The sequence below is a fragment of the Bacillus sp. NPDC094064 genome (genome assembly GCF_050279585.1).
GTDB lineage: Bacteria > Bacillota > Bacilli > Bacillales > Bacillaceae_G > Bacillus_A.
Genome location: NZ_JBNNUI010000005.1, coordinates 222894 through 247591, shown reverse-complemented (window position 1 = coordinate 247591; position 24698 = coordinate 222894). Strand labels below are relative to the sequence as shown.

Annotated in this window: 23 protein-coding genes; 12 read left to right on the top strand and 11 right to left on the bottom strand. The window is 36.2% G+C overall.

Annotation, left to right across the window (positions count from 1 at the left end):
• The first annotated feature begins 82 nt into the window (after nt 1-82).
• Entirely contained in the window at nt 83-1168 is a 1086-nt protein-coding gene (locus tag ACQKNI_RS14005; RefSeq protein WP_098253515.1) for a transcriptional regulator, read from the top strand.
• 45 nt (nt 1169-1213) lie between these two features.
• Here the strand turns inward: ACQKNI_RS14005 and ACQKNI_RS14000 are convergent, their stop codons facing one another.
• The 3 genes from ACQKNI_RS14000 to ACQKNI_RS13990 form a co-directional block, all read right to left on the bottom strand.
• Complete coding sequence (locus tag ACQKNI_RS14000; RefSeq protein ID WP_098882962.1) at nt 1214-1594, bottom strand: VOC family protein; 381 nt, start codon at nt 1592-1594, stop codon at nt 1214-1216.
• Between the two features lie 41 nt (nt 1595-1635).
• Complete coding sequence (locus tag ACQKNI_RS13995; protein ID WP_098882961.1) at nt 1636-2793, bottom strand: acyltransferase; 1158 nt, start codon at nt 2791-2793, stop codon at nt 1636-1638.
• Between the two features lie 259 nt (nt 2794-3052).
• Nucleotides 3053-4270 carry a dicarboxylate/amino acid:cation symporter gene (locus tag ACQKNI_RS13990; protein ID WP_098253516.1) on the bottom strand — a complete coding sequence of 406 codons (1218 nt, stop codon included), beginning with the start codon at nt 4268-4270 and terminating at the stop codon, nt 3053-3055.
• Nucleotides 4271-4685: 415 nt separating this feature from the next.
• Here ACQKNI_RS13990 and ACQKNI_RS13985 point away from each other — a divergent pair, with 415 nt between their 5' ends.
• The 3 genes from ACQKNI_RS13985 (at nt 4686) to ACQKNI_RS13975 (ending at nt 5994) form a co-directional block, all read left to right on the top strand.
• A complete protein-coding gene (locus tag ACQKNI_RS13985) occupies nt 4686-5003 on the top strand; it encodes a PTS lactose/cellobiose transporter subunit IIA (protein ID WP_088232948.1) in 318 nt (105 codons plus the stop codon).
• Between the two features lie 133 nt (nt 5004-5136).
• On the top strand, nt 5137-5586 hold the full coding sequence (locus tag ACQKNI_RS13980) for a LytTR family DNA-binding domain-containing protein (protein ID WP_088232949.1): 450 nt from the start codon (nt 5137-5139) through the stop codon (nt 5584-5586).
• Between the two features lie 3 nt (nt 5587-5589).
• A complete protein-coding gene (locus ACQKNI_RS13975) occupies nt 5590-5994 on the top strand; it encodes a DUF3021 domain-containing protein (protein ID WP_098841413.1) in 405 nt (134 codons plus the stop codon).
• Nucleotides 5995-6087: 93 nt separating this feature from the next.
• Here ACQKNI_RS13975 and speD read toward each other — a convergent pair whose 3' ends face one another.
• Nucleotides 6088-6459 (bottom strand): adenosylmethionine decarboxylase, encoded by a 372-nt coding sequence (gene speD / locus ACQKNI_RS13970; RefSeq protein WP_088232951.1) that lies wholly within the window; start codon nt 6457-6459, stop codon nt 6088-6090.
• 30 nt (nt 6460-6489) lie between these two features.
• On the bottom strand, nt 6490-8259 hold the full coding sequence (locus ACQKNI_RS13965; RefSeq protein ID WP_427282434.1) for a polyamine aminopropyltransferase: 1770 nt from the start codon (nt 8257-8259) through the stop codon (nt 6490-6492).
• A 427-nt stretch (nt 8260-8686) separates the two neighbouring features.
• Between ACQKNI_RS13965 and ACQKNI_RS13960 the strand changes: the two genes are divergently transcribed.
• The 5 genes from ACQKNI_RS13960 (at nt 8687) to chbG (ending at nt 12906) form a co-directional block, all read left to right on the top strand.
• A complete protein-coding gene (locus tag ACQKNI_RS13960; protein WP_071710056.1) occupies nt 8687-8989 on the top strand; it encodes a PTS sugar transporter subunit IIB in 303 nt (100 codons plus the stop codon).
• A 17-nt stretch (nt 8990-9006) separates the two neighbouring features.
• Nucleotides 9007-10314 (top strand): PTS cellobiose transporter subunit IIC, encoded by a 1308-nt coding sequence (gene celB / locus ACQKNI_RS13955; protein ID WP_088232952.1) that lies wholly within the window; start codon nt 9007-9009, stop codon nt 10312-10314.
• Nucleotides 10315-10497: 183 nt separating this feature from the next.
• Nucleotides 10498-10821 carry a PTS lactose/cellobiose transporter subunit IIA gene (locus tag ACQKNI_RS13950; RefSeq protein ID WP_000989050.1) on the top strand — a complete coding sequence of 108 codons (324 nt, stop codon included), beginning with the start codon at nt 10498-10500 and terminating at the stop codon, nt 10819-10821.
• A gap of 3 nt (nt 10822-10824) precedes the next feature.
• Entirely contained in the window at nt 10825-12150 is a 1326-nt protein-coding gene (gene celF, locus ACQKNI_RS13945; RefSeq protein ID WP_000145754.1) for a 6-phospho-beta-glucosidase, read from the top strand.
• A 51-nt stretch (nt 12151-12201) separates the two neighbouring features.
• Nucleotides 12202-12906, top strand: a complete 705-nt coding sequence (gene chbG, locus ACQKNI_RS13940; RefSeq protein ID WP_088232953.1) for a chitin disaccharide deacetylase — start codon at nt 12202-12204, stop codon at nt 12904-12906.
• A 40-nt stretch (nt 12907-12946) separates the two neighbouring features.
• Here chbG and ACQKNI_RS13935 read toward each other — a convergent pair whose 3' ends face one another.
• On the bottom strand, nt 12947-14128 hold the full coding sequence (locus ACQKNI_RS13935) for a chromate transporter (RefSeq protein WP_098253030.1): 1182 nt from the start codon (nt 14126-14128) through the stop codon (nt 12947-12949).
• Between the two features lie 188 nt (nt 14129-14316).
• Here ACQKNI_RS13935 and exsM point away from each other — a divergent pair, with 188 nt between their 5' ends.
• Complete coding sequence (gene exsM / locus ACQKNI_RS13930; RefSeq protein ID WP_088232955.1) at nt 14317-14730, top strand: exosporium regulatory protein ExsM; 414 nt, start codon at nt 14317-14319, stop codon at nt 14728-14730.
• Between the two features lie 127 nt (nt 14731-14857).
• Here the strand turns inward: exsM and ACQKNI_RS13925 are convergent, their stop codons facing one another.
• From ACQKNI_RS13925 to ACQKNI_RS13915, 3 genes are all read right to left on the bottom strand, one after another.
• A complete protein-coding gene (locus ACQKNI_RS13925) occupies nt 14858-17533 on the bottom strand; it encodes a PRD domain-containing protein (RefSeq protein WP_088232956.1) in 2676 nt (891 codons plus the stop codon).
• 104 nt (nt 17534-17637) lie between these two features.
• On the bottom strand, nt 17638-18375 hold the full coding sequence (locus ACQKNI_RS13920; RefSeq protein ID WP_088232957.1) for a polysaccharide deacetylase family protein: 738 nt from the start codon (nt 18373-18375) through the stop codon (nt 17638-17640).
• Between the two features lie 207 nt (nt 18376-18582).
• Nucleotides 18583-19656: a glycosyltransferase family 4 protein gene (locus ACQKNI_RS13915; RefSeq protein ID WP_088232958.1), complete on the bottom strand. Its 1074-nt coding sequence runs from the start codon at nt 19654-19656 to the stop codon at nt 18583-18585.
• Between the two features lie 524 nt (nt 19657-20180).
• On the opposite strand from ACQKNI_RS13915, the gene ACQKNI_RS13910 reads away from it, so the two are divergent.
• Entirely contained in the window at nt 20181-21551 is a 1371-nt protein-coding gene (locus tag ACQKNI_RS13910) for a UDP-glucose dehydrogenase family protein (RefSeq protein ID WP_140417511.1), read from the top strand.
• 74 nt (nt 21552-21625) lie between these two features.
• Nucleotides 21626-22741: a non-hydrolyzing UDP-N-acetylglucosamine 2-epimerase gene (gene wecB, locus ACQKNI_RS13905; RefSeq protein WP_088232960.1), complete on the top strand. Its 1116-nt coding sequence runs from the start codon at nt 21626-21628 to the stop codon at nt 22739-22741.
• A gap of 40 nt (nt 22742-22781) precedes the next feature.
• On the opposite strand, the gene ACQKNI_RS13900 is transcribed toward wecB, so the two are convergent.
• Together ACQKNI_RS13900 and ACQKNI_RS13895 are read right to left on the bottom strand one after the other, a co-directional pair.
• Nucleotides 22782-23900, bottom strand: a complete 1119-nt coding sequence (locus ACQKNI_RS13900; RefSeq protein WP_088232961.1) for an LCP family protein — start codon at nt 23898-23900, stop codon at nt 22782-22784.
• Nucleotides 23901-23975: 75 nt separating this feature from the next.
• On the bottom strand, nt 23976-24611 hold the full coding sequence (locus ACQKNI_RS13895; RefSeq protein ID WP_088232962.1) for a YigZ family protein: 636 nt from the start codon (nt 24609-24611) through the stop codon (nt 23976-23978).
• Between the last annotated feature and the right edge of the window lie 87 nt (nt 24612-24698).

The window sequence follows — 24698 nt, the reverse complement described above, 5'->3', positions numbered from 1 at the left end:
AGACAATCTAATAGATTGTCTTTTTTTAATTGACGTATGTTCTGTTAAAATTAAGGTTAGCCTGAATAGGGAGGTGAAAAGATTGCGGAAACGTATATATATAGGGATTGGAGTTATGCTCTTAGTCGCTTTAGGTGGAATTGTATTTTGGTCAGCCTTACAAGGAAACCGTACAGAATACTTTATTTTAAGACATATGGTGAATGAAAATGGGACGCTTGCTACATATCGTTTAGCAGATACAAAGGCTGGCATAGGGGAAGCAAAAGGCCGTGAAGCTTTATCAGAATCGGCAGGACTATGGCTACAATATACTCTTGATAAAGACGATCAAGCGTTATTTGATGAACAAGTAAAGGTCATTCAAAATAACTTTTTACATAAGGATCGCATCGTTGTATGGAAAATCTCTGAAAAGGGAGAAATGCAGTCAGCTACAAATGCTCTTATAGATGATCTTCGTATTATAGAACAATTATATCGTGCTTATGAAATGTACAAGGAAGAGCGTTATAAAAACCTTGCAGATCAATTGAGTGATGCTGTACTTCGTTATAATAAAAAAGGTAATTATTACGTTGATTATTATGATGCAAATACAGGTAAACAAAATAATTTTGTAACAACATCTTACATAAACCCGCACGCATTTTTTTATATGAAAAAGTACGAGAAAATTTCTGCTCAGCAGTATCAAGAAGTAATTCAGTTTTTAGCTGATTATCCGAGAAATGGATGGGCATTCCCAAAAGAGTATAAAGAAGATGGTACATTTACATACGATAAAGAAGTGAATCTGATTGACCAATCATACGTTGCTTACCATCGTAGTTTAGGTGGTCTTTCATCAGATGCATATTTGGAATTTATAAAGAAGAAGTTCCAGGAGGACGGGAAGTTATACGGTCGATACAATTTAGAAACGGGAAAACAAACGGTGAATTATGAATCGCCAGCTGCTTACGGGCTAACAATTTTATACGTACTACACACAGGTGATACAAATTTTGCGAAGGAATTATATGAGCAAATGACTACATTCCGAAATGATAATGTGTTTAGTAGATATTACGGTGGATACGTGACAGGTGAAAATAATAATACACATATTTTTGATAATGTTTTGCCGCTTTTAGCTGAAATAGAATTAGAGAAGAGTAAAAAATAAAATGGTTATCCTTTCAAAATATATATGTGAAAGGATAACCATTTTTTATTTGCGTTCCATTACGGCAAAGTAATTATTTTCATTATCTGCAAAGTTGAACGCTCTACCAGTAGGTAAATCTACAACTTGTCCAACTGTTACGTTTTTCTCAGAAAGATCTTTATACAGCTGATCTAAGTTGTTAGAGAAGAACATAAGTGAAGGGGTATTAAGATTTAATTCAGGCTGCATCTTCGCAATTAACGCTTTATCGTGAAGGACGATGCTTGTGCCAGCTTCTTTTACTGGTGCAATTTCAATCCAGCGAAATCCTTTTCCGTTATTTTCTTCTGCGATGATTTGGAACCCTACTTTTTCTGTCCAAAATTGTACGGTTTCATCTTGGTTATTTACATATAGCATAATTTGTCCAACTTGATTAATCATAGATGTCTCCTGCTTTCTTTTCTTATATGCGTATAATTATATCAAATATATGGTTTGAATAGTTTTTCATGATTTTTTCGGAGTGCAATCTTCGCCCATTTTATATTTGTCGTAGGAGAAGGTCCTGTAATCCATATATGAAATGGTAGTGTGCTACAAATGACCATTGTTGAAATAGATATAACAGCTGTTAATGCAAATAGTAATAGGCTATATAATATAGTATTTTCTTGCAGTGTGAATAAAGAAAGAAGTTTTGTACATAGTTGCAAGAAGAAAAAATGTGCTAAATAAGCGCCATACGTGTAGTTTCCAATGAATCGTAACGTTTTATATAAGCAACCCCGGCGCTGTACAATTGTAATAGATAACACGTACAGTATCATAATTTCACAGACTATATATAAAAACATGGACGGTTTTAAATAAGTAGAAACGGTTAAATGAATAGAGTTTGCTCCGTAAAAGCTAAATAGTTCATAATTGATAAACAAAAATAAGATAAAAAATAATATTGTGATAAGCGGTATATGTTTCATGACGAATAGACGCCAAGTTTTTAGTGCTACAGCGGCAATGCCTCCCATAACGAAATAGAATGAGTAGAATAGAAAGGATCGATCTGTATAATGTAAAATGGTCGAACTCGTTAATTTTTCTCCATTAAAAATGTAGTGGGAAGAGAACCACATTAAAAGGAAATATAGACATGCAAAGATGGTCATATATTTATATATGTCTTTTTTATTTGTTGTTCGTTTTTGAAACCAATAAAATAGTGTGCAAAGTAAAGGGAACAATAAGTGAATTTGGAACATCATAATAACGTACCAAAGATGAGGGGCGGCCGTTCCGAGTAATAAACTTTTTATTCCGCCTTGTAATGTAATCATGTCGTTTGTTGTTAATAAGTACAGAATAGACCAAAAGAAATAAGGAATGAGTAAGTGTGTGGCTTTTTCATAAATATATTCTTTGTATACGAGTTGCTTTGTATAGTGACGAATTAAATGAAATCCAACGATAAATATGAATGCAGGTGCTGAAAATTTTGCGAGATTAAATAACATACCCATAATGAGGGATTGTTCAAGTAAGACATTTCCTTGATTCATTGTATATAATAAGGAACTTTGCAAAACGACAGCAAGAAATGCAATGCTTTGCAAAACTTTAAATTCTGGTGCGCTTTGTGTCATGGTCTCCATCTCCTTTTCCATACATGATTATAGTACGGAGAATGGATGAGAGGTGTGGAATATTTGTGAAGATTTTAACAAATTTGTGGCGGGAGGAGATGAATGAAATTATATCAACGATTTTTCGGATATATCTATCACAACTTCAAATATATCAACGATTTTTTCAATATATCGACGTTTCGACAAGGGATATCGACTTCTCAACAAATAACGACAAAAAGAGGATGCTCCAAAATGAGCATCCTCTTTCTATTTATTAAGCAAATTTATTTTTGATCCAGTTCTTACCTTCTACAAGACGAGCTGTCATTACGGCACAAGCGTTATCCGCTGTTACGTTTAACATCGTTGCAGGAGGGTCGATGATTGTACTAATTGCTGCGATAATTGGCAGTGCTTCTGGCGGGAATCCGTATAGAGAAACGATTAACATTTCACCAATCATACCACCGCCTGGAATAGCGCCCATTACCGTTCCTACTAATAGAGAAACGACAAGTGCGATCGCTAATGTTTTTGGTCCTTCAAATTCCATGTTGAAAATACCGAATAAGAAAGCGATCTTTAATACGCCGCCTAAAACAGATCCGTCTTTATGAAGTGTAGACCCAAGTAGGACAACTGTTTCACGAATGTCTGAAGAAATACCCATTTTCTTCGTTGCTTCTAAGTTCGCTGGAATACTTGCGGCGCTACTACAAGTTGCAAGTGATGTAACTGTAGGAGAGACCATGTTCTTCCAAAATATTTGAACACCTTGCTTGCGACCTGCAAGGTATGCATAGAACGTGAAGAATACAAAGAAGTAAATAAGTGAAGCTGGATAATATACCATTGCTGCTCGGAAGTAAGTTCCAAGAAGTTGTGGTCCGAATTCACCAACTAATGCTGCGAAGTAAGCAGCAAGTCCGATTGGAGCGTAGTACATAATGAAAGATACGACTTTCATTGAAATCTCTGCACCAGCTTGTAGGAATGTAGCGAATGGTTTTCCTTTTTCACCAACTGCTGAAGTTGCAATCCCCATTAAGATAGAGAAGAAAATAAGAGCTAACATATTTTCACGAGATAGTAACTTCGAGAAGTCAGATACTGTTAGAATACCAACGATTTGATCCGCAACGCTAACAACTTTTTCAGCTTTATCAGGTTGTGTTAGTTCTAATACAACACCTTGTGCTGGCGGGAATACTTTCACGATGATAATCATAAAAATAGCAGCTAAAATACTTGTAAATAAAAAAGTCCCAGCCATACTAGACATAATTTTACCGAAACGTTTTAATCCATCCATATTAGCAATAGATGACGCGATGCTAAAGAACACTAAAGGTACAACAATCGTAAACATTAAGTTTAAGAAAATGTCACCAAGCGGCTTTAAGATAACTGCATCGGCACCCATGAAATAACCAATGAAACCACCAATTAGGATAGAAGATAATAAAATAAGTGGAAAGCGATATGCCTTCATAAATATACCCTCCTATCGATTATAAAAAAATCATACTGAATCATTATAGCGAGTTAGAGTCTTCTTTACTAGGAAAATACCGATAGATGGAATAGCGTGAAAACCGAGAAATTTTTGTTTTTGAGCTCGGCATACAGTTAGAAATCTAGACAAATATATTTGTAACCTAGTGGTGGCAGAAAGCTTTAGGGTACCCAGTCAGTGCTACTTTTAATATAATGTCTTTAGTAGCTATTTTTGGAATCGCTTACAGACTTGGTGAGTATTATAAAGTGGATGCTTTAGCATCTGGGGGTAAAATTTCTGGTGTTATTTTGCAGCTTATTAACTTTGCACTGGCATTCTTTATTTACCATTCTTAAAAATATGGGATAAACAAAAATTGGCGGAAGAACAGGGGGAGTAAAGAACTAAAATGGATACGATAGAGACGAAAACTTTTCATTTAATTTTGCATGGAGGAAATGCAAGAAGTTGTTCAATGGAAGCAATTGATTGCGCAAAACGTGGAGACTTCGAGGGAGCAGAGGCAAAGTTGCAAGAAGCTTTACATGAATTGCAAGAGGCACACCGTGTACAAACGGAACTCATACAGAAGGAAGCTGGTGGTGAAAAAACAGAAGTTACCCTTCTGATGGTGCACGCACAAGATCATTTAATGAATGCAATTACGGTAAAGGAATTAGCGAGTGAATTTGTAGAATTATATAGGAAGATGGCAGCAGCTGAATGAACCTTGCTTATGCAAGGTTTTTTTATGTTTTGAAAAGATACTGTTATGACGAGACGAAGACCACTTACGCAAGATTACATTTATTATTTTCAATTTTATGTAAAAATAAAAGTATAAAGGGGGTGGGAAATAGATGAAAGTTCGCATCGAGTTAGACCCATCACAAGTAGATGTAGAAATAATTATAAAAACAAAAGAAGTAACGGACGAAATTCAGCAACTTTTAAAAATAATAGAAGGCGGAAATGCGAATCAAATTGTTGGTGTGTTAGATCAGCAATATTATTTGTTACACTTACATGATATTTATTGGTTTTATACAGAGGGAAGAAAAGTTATGGCACAAACGAAGAAAGGGAGTCTTGAGGTGAAAGCTCGCTTATATGAATTAGAGGAACAGTTAGCTAGAAATCGTTTTGCTAGGTTTTCTAAGTCGATACTTGCGAATTTAGAGCATGTAAAAAGCTTTGAAATGTCTTTTAGTGGTAGCATGTGTGCTCACTTTTCTAATGGAACGAAAGAATATGTTTCGAGGAAATATGTACCGCTTATTAAGGAGGCTTTAAATATAGGAGGAGGTTAAGAGATGGTTGATAGAGTTATAAATAAAGCGGCTTTTGGATTAGGGATGGCGATGATATATAGTCTATTGTTTTTATGGATCGGTTATGTAAAAGGGGTAGAAACAGTAGAAATGAAAACATTAATTATGTATTTAGTTACAGCCAATATAGTAGGGCTTATCTTTTCTTTCGCTTCATTTATTTTTGAAAAAGAAGAATGGAGTATAGTAAAACAGACAAGTATTCACTTTATCATTTTACTAGGGACATTTTTGCCTACAGCTATTTGGATCGGGTGGGTTCCGAATCGTTTCGGTGCGATTCTTGTTTGTATAGGGAGCTTTATTATGATTTATTTCATTATATGGCTTGTAATGACACTATATTGGAAACGAAAAATAGAAAAATTAAATCATCAATTAAAATGAAAAAATTATGTATGTGTGCGTACCATCAGTGGAGCTTTCGTTCCACTGATGGTATTTACAATCCTCCTTTTCATGGATGAGTAAGAGTAATCGTTAATCGGTAGTAACGATGTCTCCTATACCACGAATTAATTTTTTTATATGAATTTCTTTTGGTTTTAATATATTTACGATATAATCAATCGCTATTTGCGGTTCAACGGTTGTACCGCACGTATAGCAATCAATTGCTGCAAAATTTTTCTCTGGATACGTGTGAATAGAAAGGTGACTTTCGGATAGCAATACTAATACTGTAACGCCATACGGCTGGAATTTTTTTTTGTTTACGCTTAAAACAGTTGCACCAGAGTAATCAGCAGCGGAAACTAAATGATGCTCTAAAAAATGAATATCATTTAATAGGGGAAAATCTACTCCCCATAAATCTACTATTATATGTCTGCCAAACGTAGAATAGTCCATATGCTGGTCCCCCCCTTAGTTAAAATATCATCAAAATTGCATTTCTTGTTGATAGCAATGATGTAGGGTAAGGTTCGATTCTAAATTTAAAACGGCATCGTTACGGTGATCTAAATGTTCTTCTTTAAATTGAAATAAAGGAGCAAGAAGAGAAGGTAATGTTCGAGGAGTTGGTACTACGTATAATTGTTCAATTTGATTGAGTGCATGTGAGGAGTTAGCAGCAATATGAAATCCCCAGTCCGTTCCGAAAGAAGGAACAATTATATGATAGCTTTTTACAATTAATCCGGCATTTTCAATTGTATTACCGATACTCCAATATACAAGAGGTGCATCAGCAGGTGAATTAGATTGGCAGACGAAAGCACCATCTTCTGTTAAGAACGTAGCTATACGAGCAAAAAGTTCGCTTGTATATAAAGTACTTAATAATTCTGTTGATGGATCAGGAAAATCAATAATAATTACATCGTATAAGGAGGAAGGAGAATTTAGAAACTCTTTCGCATCACATACGTGCACATTTACGCGCTCATCAAAAAATGCATTTTTGTTTAAAGAGACTATTTCTGGTACATTACGAGCTAGATTAATCATCGCCTCGTCTAAATCAACAAGGTCTACATGCATCACAGTTTCATATTTCAAAACTTCTCGTAAGGCAAGGCCATCGCCGCCACCTAATATGAGAACACGTTTTGGATCAATGACTTTGGACATTATCGGGTGAACAAGCGCTTCATGATAAATTTGTTCATCAACGGAACTAAATTGTAGTTGGTTGTCCAAATATAGACGGATATCGCTTACTTGTAGCAAATTAATATTTTGATAATTGCTTTTTTCTTCAAATAAACTCGTATGCTCGCTAGCTTGTATTTCTTTTAAAGAAATTTCATCCCATATATCTAAGTTGTGTGAATTTGTTTCTATTATAGGTTCCGATTGTGTTTGTTTGTCTTGTTTGTCTTGTTTGTCTTGTTTGTCTTGTTTGTCCTGTTTGTCCTGTTTGTCTTGTTTGTCCTGTTTGTCCTGTTTGTCTTGTTTATCGTGTTTGTCCTGTTTGTCCTGTTTGTCCTGTTTGTCCTGTTTGTCCTGTTTGTCCTGTTTGTCTTGTTTGTCCTGTTTATCCTGTTTGTCTTGTTTGTCCTGTTTGTCCTGTTTGTCTTGTTTATCGTGTTTGTCCTGTTTATCGTGTTTGTCCTGTTTGTCCTGTTTGTCTTGTTTATCGTGTTTGTCCTGTTTGTCCTGTTTGTCTTGTTTATCGTGTTTGTCTTGTTTGTCTTGTTTGTCTTGTTTGTCTTGTTTGTCCTGTTTGTCTTGTTTATCGTGTTTGTCTAGTTTACCTGGTTTGTCTTGTTTGTCCTGTTTGTCCTGTTTGTCCTGTTTGTCCTGTTTGTCTTGTTTATCGTGTTTGTCCTGTTTGTCCTGTTTGTCTTGTTTATCGTGTTTGTCCTGTTTGTCCTGTTTGTCCTGTTTGTCTTGTTTGTCCTGTTTGTCCTGTTTGTCTTGTTTGTCCTGTTTGTCTTGTTTATCGTGTTTGTCCTGCTTGTCTTGTTTGTCTTGTTTGTCCTGTTTGTCTTGTTTGTCTTGTTTGTCTTGTTTGTCCTGTTTGTCTTGTTTGTCTTGTTTGTCTTGTTTGTCTTGTTTGTCCTGTTTGTCTTGTTTGTCCTGTTTGTTTTGTGTATCTTGCTTGTCTAGCTCAAATTTGTCAGAGTCTAATTCAGAAGACTTGTCTTTTTTAAAGCTCGTTATTCTATAAACTTTTATTTTGTTCAGTTTTCTATGCTTTGGCATAGGAATCCCCTTTCGAATTGTATTATTTTATTCTATTCTATGTAATTTAATAGATTGTGACTGGACGATAGTTAGACGAGTATCTTGAGTAGGTATTTGTTTTTGATTTGAGTCGAAATATTATATTTTTCGTTATTCTGTTTTCACGCTAAAAAATTTTTTTAGTGTTTTTTTATGTTAAACATAACTAGACAACTAAACACTAATCTATCTTCATACAGTTATGTGTTAAAAGCGTGTTGTTTTATAACACACTGTGTGTTTTTTGAGTGACACACTAATTGAAAGCGTTAACACACAAAGGGAATACTCGAAAAAGTGCTGATTTTACTGGTTTTAAAAAGTTGGCACGCTAATTGCATTAATAAATAGCGTAAAGAAAAATAAATAACATAAATTTTTTATACTATACAAGGGGGATTTTCAAATGAATATTTTATTATGTTGCTCAGCAGGGATGTCTACAAGTTTACTAGTTACAAAAATGGAAGCGGCTGCAAAAGCTCGTGGTTTAGAAGGAAAGATTTGGGCTGTATCTGGGGATGCAGTAAAAAATAATATCGATCAAGCAGATGTATTATTACTAGGACCACAAGTTCGTTACATGCTTTCTTCTATGAAAACGCTTGCTGATGAGAAGAACATTGGAATCGATGTTATTAACCCAATGCACTACGGCATGATGAATGGAGAAGCAGTTTTAGATCACGCACTAACACTTAAAAAATAATTAGGGGGGGAAGCGAAATGCAAAAGTTTATTGCATTCATGGAAAAATATATTGTTCCTGTCGCTGGTAAAATTGGATCGCAACGTCACTTAGCGGCGATCCGTGATGGATTTATTGCAGTTATGCCACTTATTTTAGTTGGTGCACTTGCATCATTAATTAATGGTTTTCCATCTGAAGCTTTCCAAGATTTCATGAAAGGTTTGTTTGGTGAAACGTGGAAACAAGTTGGCGGTGGAATGTGGACTGGTTCTTTCGCAATTCTAGCATTAATCATAGCATTTACAACAAGTTATAACTTAGCAAAATCTTACGGCGTTGATGGTTTGTCAGCAGGTATTATTTCATTTGGTGCGTTAATTATTCTTACGCCAACAACACCGAAAGAAGGCGGATTGAACTTAGCTTGGACAGGTGCACAAGGGTTATTCGTAGCAATTATTGTGGCACTCCTTGTTACTGAAGTATTCCGTTTCTTTGTACAAAGAAACATTACTTTTAAAATGCCTGATGGAGTACCACCAGCAGTTTTAAGATCTTTCGCAGCTATAGTTCCAGCATTTGTTATCTTAACAGTAGTTGCAGGTATTCAATTAGCAGTGAAATTAGCTGGTACAAGTGTTCATGAATTTATCTTTAATACGATTCAATCACCACTGCAAAGTTTAGCAGGGACATTACCAAGTGCAATTGTCATTGTACTTCTCGTTCATCTTCTTTGGTTCTTCGGTTTACATGGTCCAAATATCGTTGGTGGTATTATTGAGCCATTATACTTACCGGCATTAGAGAAAAACATGAAGTTATTCCAAGGTGGAACATCTGCATTTGATGTTCCAAACATTGTTACAAAACCATTCTTCGATACTTTCGTATATCTTGGTGGTTCTGGTGCAACATTAGCGTTCTTAGTAGTGGTATTACTTGTAGCGAAGAGCGCACAATTACGCGGTGTATCTCGTTTATCAATTGGACCAGGTGCATTCAATATTAACGAACCAGTAATATTTGGTACACCAATTATTTTAAATCCAATTTTATTCTTACCGTTTATCCTAACACCAATTGTATTAGTAATTACTTCTTATACAGCTATATCTATTGGTTGGGTACCAAAAACAGTTGTGATGATTCCATGGGCAACACCACCAATTATTAGTGGTTATCTTGTAACAGGTGGACATATTTCTGGTGCAATTCTACAGTTATTCAACTTTGTAATTGCGATGGTAATCTATTATCCATTCGTTGTATTATGCGACCGTTCTGTTGTTCGTACGGAAAAAGCAGCAGCGCAAGGAAATAACAACTCTGTACCTATGTAACATAGGGATTGTTCTCACAGATAACATGATCTGTGAGAACAATTACCTTTATATCATGTTCAGAAAGATGGAATACATCTATAAGAACACCAAACTATCATTCATAAAATATTAATGTAATAGAAATGTTCAAACTGAAGGGGTATTTCAATCGGTTGAACCATAATAGAGAGGGCGGTAATTATGATGACTACAGCAGAACAAATTCCATTCCAATTGATTTTAAATAGTGGTAATGCACGAAGCTTTGCAATGGAGGCACTTCAATTTGCCAAACAGGGGAAAATGGCAGAGGCTGATGAAGCGATGGTAAAGGCGAAAGAAGCGATTAATGAAGCGCATCATTTCCAAACAGAGCTCATACAATCAGAAGCAAGAGGAGAAAAGACAGAGATTAGTGTTCTTTTAATTCACGCACAAGATCATTTAATGAATGCGATTACAGTGAAAGAATTAGCAGCAGAATTTATTGACCTTTATAAAAAGTTAGAAGCGAAAGGGGAATAAAGCATGACTGGAATTAAAATTGCTACAATCGGTGGTGGATCTAGTTATACACCAGAGTTAATTGAAGGGTTTATTAAACGTTATGATGAGCTTCCTGTTCGTGAAATTTGGTTAGTAGATATTGAGGCAGGAAAAGAAAAGTTAGAAATCGTTGGTAACTTAGCGAAACGTATGGTGAAAAAATCAGGTTTACCAATCGAAGTGCATTTAACACTTGATCGCCGCGAGGCATTAAAGGATGCTGATTTCGTAACAACACAGCTTCGCGTTGGTTTATTAGAAGCACGCGCAAAAGATGAAGCGATTCCTTTAAAATATGATGTAATTGGTCAGGAAACGAATGGTCCTGGTGGTTTGTTTAAAGCACTGAGAACGATTCCTGTTATTTTAGATATTTGTAAGGATATGGAGGAGCTTTGTCCGAATGCATGGTTAATTAACTTTGCGAACCCAGCAGGTATGGTAACAGAAGCTGTCCTTCGCTATACAAATATTCAAAGAGTAGTTGGTCTATGTAACGTTCCAATCGGAATTCGTATGGGTCTTGCGAGATTACTGGAAGTAGATGCAAGTCGTGTACATGTAGATTTCGCCGGTTTAAATCACATGGTATATGGACTAGACGTATATTTAGATGGAGTAAGCGTAATGGATCGCGTGTTAGAGCTTGTAACAGATCCAGAAAAGCAAATTACGATGGAAAACATCGCAGCGCTTAACTGGGAGCCAGACTTTATTCGAGGCCTTCGTGCAATTCCATGTCCATACCACCGTTACTACTACAAAACACGTGAAATGTTAGAAGAAGAGAAAGAAGCTTCAATCGAGAAAGGCACACGTGCAGAAGTAGTAAAACAATTAGAAGATGATTTATTCGAGTTATATAAAGACCCGAATTTAGATATTAAGCCACCACAATTAGAAAAACGTGGCGGAGCTTATTATAGTGATGCAGCATGTAGCTTAATTACGTCTATTTACAATAATAAAGGTGATATCCAGCCTGTTAATACACGAAACAACGGAACAATTGCAAGCTTGCCACATGATTCTGCTGTTGAAGTGAACTGTATTATTACGAAAGAGGGTCCAAAACCAATTGCGGTCGGAGATCTTCCAGTACCAGTTCGCGGTTTAGTACAACAAATTAAATCATTTGAGCGCACAACAATTGAAGCTGCGGTTACAGGTGATTATCATAAGGCGCTGCTTGCGATGACAATCAATCCACTTGTACCATCAGATAAAGTTGCAAAACAAATTTTAGATGAAATGTTGGAAGCACATAAAGAATATCTTCCACAGTTCTTTAAAAAGGTAGAGAAGTAAAAAGCGGCGCTATTTAGCCCGCTTTTTTTTATTTCGATAGGAGGTAGTAGGATGATTAAGTTAATTGTAAATGCAGATGATTTCGGTCTTACGGAAGGTACGAATTACGGCATTATTGATGGACATATAAATGGGCTTGTAAATTCAACGACGATGATGATGAATATGCCAGGGACAGAGCATGCTGTACACTTAGCGAAAGCGTATAAAACGTTAGGGGTAGGCGTGCATCTCGTATTAACGGCAGGAGAACCACTTCTTACAGACGTTCCATCACTTGTGGGTAGTGATGGAGCATTTCATAAACAAAGTGTCGTACGGGAAGGGAATATAGATCCAGAAGAAGTTGAGAGAGAATGGACTGCTCAAATCGAGAAGTTTTTATCTTACGGATTAATACCGACTCATTTAGATAGTCATCATCATGTGCATAGTTTACCAATCTTACACGATGTTCTTGAAAGATTAGCGGCTAAATATAACGTTCCGATTCGTCGTTGTGAGGAAGAGAGAGCAGTGCGCCCATTTTCTGATGTGTTTTACAGTGATTTTTATGCGGATGGTGTGACGGAAGATTACTTTGTGAAGTTAAAAGAAAGAGTACAAGATGAACAATCGGTAGAAATTATGGTTCATCCAGCTTATATTGACCCAGAGCTTGTAAAACGTTCTTCTTACGTAATGGATCGAGTGAAGGAATTGCGTATTTTAACAGAGAGTAAGTTGCCTGATGGAATAGAGCTTGTGAAGTTTTAATAGAAAAACGACGGCTACATAATGCCGTCGTTTTTTGTGCTTACACAATGGATAAAATATATCCGCCGAAGGCCCCGATTATAACGATGACCCAAGGTGGTGTTTTCCAAAAAGCTAGTAAGCAAAATAGAAGAGAAGCAAAGACAAAATCTACAGAATTCATAATTGTAATCGTCCAAATCGGATCGTAAAACGCTGCTAGTAAAATGCCGACAACTGCGGCGTTGACTCCAAGTAGTGCACCTTGTATGTAGGATATCCTTCTTACACTGTCCCAAAATGGTAAAACACCGATAACAAGCAAAAAGGCAGGAAGAAAGATAGCGATTGTTGCGAGTATGGCCCCGGGTGTCCCGTTTAGCACTGCTCCTATATAAGAGGCGAATGTAAATAGTGGTCCTGGTACTGCTTGTGTTAATCCGTATCCAGCTAGGAACTGCTCTTTCGTCATCATTCCATTTTGTACAAACTCACCTTCAAGAAGGGGAAGAACGACATGTCCGCCTCCGAATACAAGTGCGCCAGAGCGATAGAAACTATCAAATAAAGCGATGTAATACGAGAATGGTCTTAACATTGGTAGCAGTAGTAATAGGCCGAAGAATAAGACGAGACAAGAAACTGCTATCGTTTTTGAAATAGGTACTTTTATATTTTGAGATTGGCTAATTGGTTGGTTGCGATATAAAAACCAGCCGATAAAGCCAGATAGTATAATGAGAATAACTTGTGTCCAGCTACTTGGCCATAGTAATGCGATTGCGGCAGTTACAATAGCAATCGTTGCACGATTGCGGTCTGGCGTTAATTTTTGTGCCATTCCCCATATTGCATGAGCGACAATTGCGACTGCTACGAGCTTTAGTCCGTGAATCCATCCAGTACTTCCAAGGTCAAATTGATTAAGAAGTGAAGCGAAGAATACTAAAACGAGAACAGATGGTAGAGTGAATCCAATCCATGAAATAATAGCTCCTAATAACCCGCCGCGTACTAACCCAATCCCCATACCGACCTGACTACTAGCAGGTCCAGGAAGGAATTGGCATAGTGCGACTAAATCAGCATAACTTCGTTCATCCATCCATTTTCTTTTTTGGATGTACTCATGATGAAAATAACCGAGATGAGCGACAGGACCTCCAAATGAAGTAAGTCCTAATTTAAATGAAACGAGAAAAATCTCTAATAATGTGTGAAAAGTGTATTTGTTGTTTTTCAAAGGGACCCCCTATAATGTTTTTTCTATGTGCATTATACAAGAGAATGTAAATCTAAAGGAATGATTTCAATGTAAAGATTGTGTGAATCTTTTCTTCGTAATTAAAATTGAAAAAGTCATAAATGATTATGTCTAAACCATAAAGTAGTAGAAGTAGTGCTGGGAAATTTATATAAGGAGAATGCCTTATGACAACACACTTTTTTGCGAGGTTGACAGGTAAGAGGGAAGTGCCTCCTGTAAATACAGAAGCTTTTGGGGTTGCGGAGTTTATTTTTAGTGATGATTTAACGAAATTGCATTACAGAGTCATACTAAAAAATATAGAAAAGGTCACATCGTGTCAAATTCATTTAGGAAATTCCGCTCAAATAGGTCCTATTGTTTTTTATTTGTACGGCCCACTAGAACAGGGGATTAGTTTGAATGAGGGGAGTATTACCGGTGTAATGAATGCGGAGGATTTCGAAGGGCCTTTACAGGGAAAATCATTTGTTCACTTTCTTCAAGAAATCATTCAAGCAAATGTATATGTAAATGTTCATACGAAATCACATAAAAGAGGAGAAATAAGAGGACGGATTAGAAAAGTAAAGAAGTAAATGAAAAGGCTGTTTCCATTTGGAACAGCCTTTTCTTCTTATATAGGTCACAAATTTTAGCGATTATTGCCGGTAAATCGCTGATATAATTCGCGTTACGGTTGATATATTTCAAAAACTGCCTCGTTTAATTTTTTACAGGTTGATTTTTTATGAAGAAGTCCATGACATAAAATACTTCGTCGTCGGGTATTTGTATTTCAAATGTATTTTCAATCGGCTGTAGTGCTTTTTTCACTTTCATATACATCCAGTACTCATCTTGTCGTCGTTTCTCTTTGTCTGGATGAGGGAGGAGACTTTCCCCTTTTTGAAGACGGTCAACCATGCAGCTCATATGAAGAATTACACCCATTAAGCTATCTGGGGTTAGCTGTAAGGAAATTAATTCTTGAATTGTATTTAATGCATAACGAATTGTTTTAATGAGTAATGCCCCGTCGTTACGTTGCATTTGTTGTTCAAGAATATCAGCCATTTTTGCATATGTTTCTTCATACGTAATCAATTCTTGAATTGGCTGAATGGCTGTGTAGTTTACAATGTCTTGAAAATGATATGTTAAGCACGGTACTTGTACATCGAAATTCGTGACGATACAAATGATATTACGTTCTTTTTTTATGTTCTCAATCATTTTTGTTAAATCTTTTTCATGGACGATACTAATCGGAATAATTTCGATTAATTCTTTATCAAATCGTAAATAGTTCTCTAACATTTTTTGAATTGCTAAAGCACTTCCTTCCCCAGTTAAACAAGCTGTCAGAATAACAGACTTCATTGGAGAGAGTGGCTTTTTCTTTTCTTCTTGTACGTTTAAGTAAAACGGTGTTAAATTTTTTACTGTTTCATATAGTGCATCTAATGAATACCCGAGCTGAGCCTTCCGTGCCGCTTCTAATACGTGTGGTGTGCTTGTCATAGAAAGAATACGCACTGGAATTTTGAACTCAGTTTCTAATATATCACCAATGTAAGCGAGCGATCCCATATCAACAAGTAAGAGAAGTCCGTTTACATTTTGCAGTGTTTTCATATACACTTTGACACGCTCTAAGAAATCTTTCGGTGATTCATGTAACGGCATATCAATACCGGTTACGTCCTCAATGCCGAGAAGTTCGTTTGCCACGTTTGCCATTTCTGTTGCGATGCCATTACCGTGCGCTAATATTAGTACTTTTACTTCTGTTTGTGAGGCAGGAATTGGATCAACAACGAAGAACATTGTTAAAAAGCCTGCTTCATCAATTGGCATTGTTATTTGTAATTCTTCCTCTAGTAGCTGAATACATTGCATAGCTACGGAAAAAGCTTCTTTATATTTCGTACGAATTTGATTTAATTGTGGATGATGAATTTGTTTCCCACTTTGTAAACGTTGTAGAGTTGTCTGTACATGTAAACTTAAAGCGAGAAATACTTTTTCATCAAACGTCTTAGATAAATGTTTTTCAGCGAGTTCCGCTATTTTTTCACATACGGAAACGATATTACGATCCACAATTTTAAAAACATTTTCATGACTTGTCTTTTTGGACATTTGGTTAAAATATTGTACGAAAAAGCTTTGGATATCATTTTCTATTAGTAGTTCTAATTCTTCCTCTTCAATACCGCGTGCTTGAAGTTCTTCATATTTATAATCAATATAATCGTAAATAGAAGAACGTTTTTCATCTTCTGTTTTATGGTTACTCCAGCCTTCATCACTTGTAAATACAAATGTTTCATTCGGTATTTGGTACAGGTGGCGGCTCTTTCTTTCAATAAACAGTCCTTCTTTCATATACCAAGGTAAATCTGTACTTGAAACGTAGACAGAGTCACGTTTTTTTGTCACGAAATCAGAATAGGCTTTCGCACAGGCAATTTGGACATCCGTTTTTAATTGACCGATGTTATTGGGACAATTGTAAAAGACGAAAGCACGCATTGCATTTGGGCTAACATGAATTTCTTTTCTCAGGCGAATTGCTTCATTTGTAAAAAATAGTTGTAGTAAAGCAAAACGTTCTTTGTGTGTACGCTCACGAAGTGGTGGGAGCGTGACAGTCATCGGTATACGTCTTGTAAATGTTTTTAATAAAAATGAATTTGGTTCTTCTGTCGTTGCTGTAATGATTAATACTTTTGCTTTCCGCTCGTTTTCTGTTTCTCCAAGGCGGCGGTATACCCCGCGGTCAATAAAGGTGAAAAGCATTTCTTGTCCCTCTGGAGGAAGCCGATGTACTTCATCTAAGAAAAGAATCCCTTCATGTGCTTTTTCAATTAACCCTTTTTGATCACTTGCCCCCGTGTAAGCCCCTTTTTTAATCCCAAATAACTGTCCAAGTAGTAACTGTGGATTGTTTGCATAATCAGCACAGTTAAAGACGATAAAGGGCGCATTTTTTGGAAGCTGTTCAACTTCAATTGCATATTCGTGCATTAAAGAAGCGAACATAGATTTTCCGACCCCTGTTTCTCCTAGCAATAAAGTATGCATACCGTTTGGAGGATAGAGAATAGAAGCTTTCGCTTTTTCAATTGCGATTTTAAGGCTTGTATTTTCAATTGCAAATGTATCTAATGAAGTGACATCTTTTGAATGCGTTTCCAACGAAGTGTTCGTTTCTATATAAAAACGAACAGGGCGCGTATTTGTTTTTAATAAACGCGTATCTTTTACAAGTTTGTTTAAATCGCTACTTACATTGGCACGATCCAGTTTTAGAAGGGTAGCGAGTTCTGATGCGGTTACACCTTCTGTATAATTTCCTTCTTGTATTGCGTTAAAAATGAGATCTATTCGTTTCATTTCTATTCACCTCGAAACTTCATCACTATTTAAAATTTTACACAAAAATGGGAAGGGTGGAAAGAGAAAAATAAAACAGCCTTAGTACATAAGCACCAAAGCTGTTACAATCTTGTGTCTTTCCAGAAATTCACTGCGAGATGAGAAGATGGATTATAAGGAAGAAGCTTGTATCCTTGTGACTGTAAATAATCAATTACTTTTGGAAGTATTTGTACAGTAACACTTGAATCGTGCATTAAAATAACTTCAACTTGTTCATCGCTCTGATTACGTACTCTTTCTAGTATGGCAGAAGGATTATCATAGCTTTTCCAGTCATATGTATCGATGGTCCAATCCCACATTTTATATTCTGCTGATACAAGTGCGTCACGGTAATTCTGTTTTAAGTAAGGCATACTACCGTAGGGGACACGAACGAGATGTGTATTTAACTTTGTAATTTGCTGGACAATGTCTTGCGCTTGCTCCATTTCTGTAATTAAAGTAGAAGGGTCCCCAGTATAAAGGCGCTTTACATCGTGTGACATGCTATGAAGTCCGATATAATGTCCGTCTTTAACTAAGCGCTGCATTGTCTTTTTGTAGTGCGGCACCTTTCCTCCAATAACAAAGAAAGTTGCTTTTCCGTTCTTTTCTTTTAAAATGTTTAAAATTTGCGTAGTATATTTGTTTGGTCCATCATCAAATGTTAAGTACGCAATTTTTTGGGTAGGAGAGGTAGTTGCATTATTTGGATGAAGTTCAGCAGGAATAACTGTAGTTGCTTCTGCATGAGATGACGCGTACATAGTAATTGTTAAAAATAAAATGATGTATAGAAATATTCGCTTGATCATAACATTCACCCTCAGTTTGACAATCAAGATGTAAAAAATAAAATGTAATCCATTTCTTATTATGTATATCTTTCTCCAATAGAGGCACTCTCAAACAATCTATATTTTGGAAATACAAAGTGAGGGATAAAAAATAAAAAATAGCATCCTCTTCAAAGAAAGAGGATGCTATTTGAATATTTCATAATTGTAAAGGCTATACTACAATTAGTCTTCGCGTTTTTTCACTTTTTTATAGAAGGAAATAATTGGTTTGTAACGCTCGTGTACAAGTCCGATTACTTCAGCAATAATTTCTGTAAAGAAGATTAAAACGAACAGAAGAGTAATGGATAACCATAATGTCGCACTACTGAAAATAATAGCATTCACACTAAAGAAAATACCGAATGCGTATATAATTAGTACCGTTTTACGATGAGAGAAGCCCATTGCAAGTAAACGGTGATGTAAATGCGATTTATCTGGTGCGGAAATAGGCTTTTTATTTACGATACGACGGATAATTGCAAATGTCGTATCAAATATAGGTACACCTAAAATGATAATTGGAACGATAAAACTGAATAACGTTACGCTTTTGTATAATCCAAGTAACGATATAACAGAAATACAGTATCCTAAAAATAGTGCTCCTGTATCTCCCATGAAAATCTTTGCTGGATGGAAGTTATAGAATAAAAATCCAAGTGTACTTGCAAGTGCAATTAATGCTAGAGGTAAAATAATTGCTGTTCCAGTACCCCATGGGCTAGTGAAGGCCATATATGCTAGCGTTGCTAGTACGATAGATGAAATACCAGCAGATAATCCATCTAAGCCGTCAATTAAGTTGATTGCATTTGTAATACCTACAATCCAAAATACTGTAATTGGATAAGCAAGCCATCCAAGTTCAGTATCCCCGAGAATTGGAATATATAATACTTGCACTAATAATCCACTTTTTACAATCATAATGGCAACTAATAGTTGTCCACCGAATTTTACTTTCGCAGATAACTCGTACATATCATCTAAAATCCCAATGATTACGATGATGATTGCACCTAACGTTATCGATAACATTCTTTGTTCATATAAGCCACCGACCACAAATCCTACAGCTACACCGATAAATATTGCTAACCCGCCAAGACGAGGCATAATTTTTTGGTGTACTTTACGTGCGTTTGGCTTATCTGTTGCTCCTATTTTAAAAGCTAATTTAATAACTAAAGGAGTAACGACGAGTACAGTGATGAATGATGCCAAAATGGCATAAATCACTTGTGAGTCCATTAATACCCCACCCTTTTATAGTCTAACGTAATTTTTTTTAAATGTATTTATCTGAAAATTATGATGTTTATTTACAGGCTCATAACATATGGTATCACAAAAAGATTAGAATTCAATCTTTTTTTCTTTTTACGGTAAATGGAAGCGGATAGAATATATGACAATCGTATACAGAATGTTAGATCATTTGGGAAGGTTATTCGTATCAGGCTTTGGAATATGACATGTCCTATTTTTCTTAGGCAGTGAATACTTTTATTTCAGTATTATAAGTGTTACACGTAGAAATGAGTAAGTTCCGTGTTAAAATGTGGGAATTTATCTCGCTATTTGTGTGTTACCCGCAAAAGTCTGATTGGTGTGGGCTAATAATCAGTGGGGAATGGACAAAACTCCAACTGATTAAAGTCTGCCTTTAATTTTACAAAAACTTAAAAAAGAATGGAGAAAGTAATTCATATAATAAAGGAGTAAAAAGGTTTTCTCATTTTTAATGTGAGAGGGGGAAGCGCAGGGAGCACGCTATGTATTCGTATATTTTCTACTGTATATTCCTGTGCGAAAGGGAAATGAAAATTACGATAATAGGGACTGGATATGTTGGCTTGATTACAGGTGTAGGGTTGGCAATATTGGGACATTCAGTTACGTGTTTTGATATAAATGATGAAAAAATTGAACAGATAAAACGAGGGAATCTGCCTATTTATGAAGCTGGCTTACATGAATTAATACATGATGCATGTGAGAAGGATCGCTTAACTTTTACTGCAAATAAAGTTCAGGCATTTCACGATGCAGAGATTATATTTATTGCAGTTGGAACGCCATCTTTATTAGATGGGACAGCAGATTTAACATACATTCAAAGTGCTTGTGATGATATTGGGACATATGTGACGAACGACATTATTGTTGTTACGAAAAGTACGGTTCCTGTAGGGACGAATGACGCTATAAAAGGATGGATTGAGGAGAAGTTACGGGGGAGGCATGCATTACATATCGTATCGAATCCAGAATTTTTACGGGAAGGTTCAGGTGTTTACGATTTTTTTCAGGGAGATCGTATCGTAATTGGCGCAGATAATGAGGAAGTGGCGCAAAGAGTGGGGAGTTTGTATAGTGAATTAAGCTTACAAACGTATGTTACGGATATTAAAAGTGCAGAGATGATTAAATATGCATCGAATGCCTTTTTAGCTACAAAGATTAGTTTTATTAATGAAATTTCAAATATATGTGAGAAGGTAGGCGCAAATGTATTAGATGTTGCAAAAGGAATGGGAATGGATAAGAGGATTGGTGCATCCTTTTTACATGCCGGCATCGGCTATGGAGGATCGTGTTTTCCGAAAGATACGAAAGCGCTTGTGCAAATTGCAGGGAATGTGGCGCATGATTTTCGCTTGTTAAAAGCAGTTATTGAAGTGAATAATAAACAACAGTTGTTATTGGTTGAAAAGGCGAAAGAAGTAATAAATATGAATAAGAAGCGGATTGCGGTTCTTGGAGCGACATTTAAGCCGAATACGGATGATATTAGAGAAGCACCATCTCTTATTATAATAGGGGAATTACTTAATATAGGTGCGGATGTAGTTCTATATGATCCAAAGGCGACTCGAAATGTAAAAAATATATTTGGGGAGACTATACAATATAGTGAATGTATAGATGAAACGATTAGGGGAGCGAGTGCAGCTTTCATCGTAACAGAATGGGAAGCTATTCGAGCTTATCCGTTAGAAAAGTACGAACAACTTATGAGAGAGCCTATTTTATTTGATGGGAGAAATTGTTATACTGATGAGGATGCCAAGAAGCAATCGATTGATTATTACTCGATTGGCAGACAAAGCATTTGTAATAGAAATGTTTCTGTTATTCGTTAAAAAGGCATGTATCCATGCATATTCTTATATGTCATAATAGAAGTTGTAACTAGTGAAAGAAAAGAGGCAATGAAATGACTGAACGTTTAAAAGTAATGACAATTTTCGGGACACGTCCAGAAGCAATTAAAATGGCACCTCTTGTATTAGAGTTGCAAAAACACCCAGAAAAAATTGAATCGATTGTGACTGTAACAGCACAACATCGTCAAATGTTAGATCAAGTATTAAATATCTTTGGAATTACGCCAGATTTCGATTTAAATATTATGAAAGATCGTCAAACCTTAATTGATATTACAACACGTGGTTTAGAAGGTTTGGATAAAGTAATGAAAGAAGCGAAGCCCGATATTGTACTTGTACATGGTGATACAACGACAACATTTATTGCAAGCTTAGCTGCTTTCTATAATCAAATTCCAGTAGGTCATGTGGAAGCAGGACTTCGTACATGGGATAAGTATTCTCCATATCCAGAAGAGATGAATCGTCAATTAACAGGTGTAATGGCGGATCTTCATTTCTCACCGACAGAAAAATCAGCAAAGAACTTACAGAAAGAAAATAAAGATGAGTCACGCATTTTCATAACAGGAAATACAGCGATTGACGCATTAAAAACGACTGTAAAAGAAACATATAGTCATCCTGTACTAGAGAAACTTGGAAGTGATCGTCTTGTACTTATGACAGCTCACCGTCGTGAAAACTTAGGTGAACCGATGCGTAATATGTTCCGTGCAATTAAGCGTCTTGTTGATAAGCATGAAGATGTACAAGTTGTGTATCCGGTTCATATGAACCCTGTTGTTCGTGAAACGGCGAATGATATTTTAGGCGAACATAACCGCATTCATTTAATTGAGCCGTTAGACGTAATTGATTTCCATAACGTTGCAGCTCGTTCATACTTAATGTTAACGGATTCTGGCGGTGTACAAGAAGAAGCACCATCACTTGGTGTACCAGTTCTTGTTCTTCGTGATACAACGGAGCGCCCAGAAGGGATTGAAGCAGGTACATTGAAATTAGCAGGAACAGACGAAGAGACAATCTTTAATCTTGCTGATGAGTTGTTATCAAATAAAGAAGCTCATGATAAGATGACGAAAGCATCTAACCCTTACGGTGACGGTCATGCATCAGAACGTATTGTAGAAGCGATTTTACAATACTTCAATAAGTAAACAAAAAAGAGCCAAATCTTATGCGATTTGGCTCTTTTTGTTATTGCTGATTTCTCATAATCCACTCTGCATGAGCATTTGTAGAAGGCGGTGGCTCAGTTGGTGTTTTATTCTCACTCGTGTCTTTCTTTGGTTTTTCGTTAGAGTGAGCATTTGAGTCGGAATTTGAGCTAGTTGAATCTGTTGAAGGTGTTTCTTTTTCCCCTAGTTCTTTTTCAATTTCCTTACGTGTCGTCTCTACACTAATTGGATCTGGAAGGAAGTAATAAATACCGCCTATTTTTTTGTCTTCTCCTTCAAGCTTTAGCGTTTGGATTGTAGAAGGATCAAAACCAGAGAGTTTATTGTAAAGAGCAAGTCCATCAGAAACAGGAATGTCGGTTTTTATATATTTTCCAACGACATCTGTTAAATCTTTAATTTTAAATACAGTAGAGGCCGAATTTAGTTTTTGAGCAACAGCTGCTAGTAACTGTCTTTGTCTAGTTGCGCGGCCATAATCGCCGTTTGGATCCTGTTTTCGCATACGTACGTATGCGAGTGCTTCTTCACCATTTAATTGTTGTTGCCCTTGCTTAAATTCGATTTTTTTGTAGTAATCCACGTCAGAACGTTCCCAAAAATCGAAGGGGACATCAACGGTAACACCGCCAACAGCATCAACGATACCTTTGAAGCCTTGGAAATCAATTTTGATGTAATGGTCTACAGGAACTTTTAGAAAGTTTTCGACAGTTTTAATTGCCATTTTTTCTCCGCCGTAAGCATGTGCAGCGTTAATTTTGTCTTCTTTATCCTTCCCGGCAATGGGAACGCGCGTATCGCGAGGGATACTCATAAGCGATACCTTTTGCGTTTTCGGATTGACTGTTGCAAACATTAATGAGTCTGTACGACCATTTTGTCCGTCTGTTGCATAATCCTCTATCCCCATAATGAGGACTGTAAAAGGTTCCTTTGTAATTTCGACATCTTCGGTTCTTAAATCCGATTTTTCACGAGTAAAACCACTATACATCCCCATGAGAGAAGTGTAGGAATTTAATATATAAAGGCCTACACTGCCAAATAAAAATGCGAAAATAAGGAAGTAGAAAAACTTCCTTCTACGTTTCTTTTTTATTCTGCTATTTTGGAGATGATAATAACGTTCTTCCATATATAATCTCCTTAGTTCATTTGTAGGAAGGTAATTCACTACATTAATCTTTAAAGGGGGATAAGCTAGCTATGCTTAGAGAACATCTTGTTCTAAGTACAACATATCTCCCTCTGTAATTGTACATTTCCCATTTGTTAATTCAATCATCCAATCCGTGAATGATTGTTTTCCATCTTCTTCTACATACGTATCAAATGTGACATTTTCTAGATAATGAATCTCTTTAATGGCATATTTTGAATTGCGTAATTCATTTTCTAACTTACCAAGTAATGTGTAATCAATTTCGGTCTGCATAACACGCATTAGTTTTCGCTCGACAACACCGACATAATTAATACCTTCGCTTGTACATTTTCCGTATGCACGAATTAATCCACCTGCACCAAGTTTAATGCCGCCAAAATAGCGTGTAACGACAACGACGGTATCTTTTAGATCGCGTTTTTTTAGCACCTCTAACATAGGAACGCCAGCTGTACCGCTAGGTTCGCCATCATCATTTGCTTTTTGGATTTGATCTTGTTCGCCAATTAAATACGCGGAACAGTTATGTGTTGCGTTCCAGTTTTGTTTTTTGATTTTTTGTATAAATTCTTGAGCTTCTTCTTCGGTTGTAGCTCGGCTAATGTAACAGATAAATCTTGATTTTTGAATGACAATTTCGTGTTCGCCGTAGTCTTTGATTGTAAAATATTGTAATAGCACTCGTATACGCCCCTATCTATCAAAATGACTAGTACTTTACATTTTAAAAGCGGGCGTTTTTATATTCAAACATTTTTTGCAAAACTG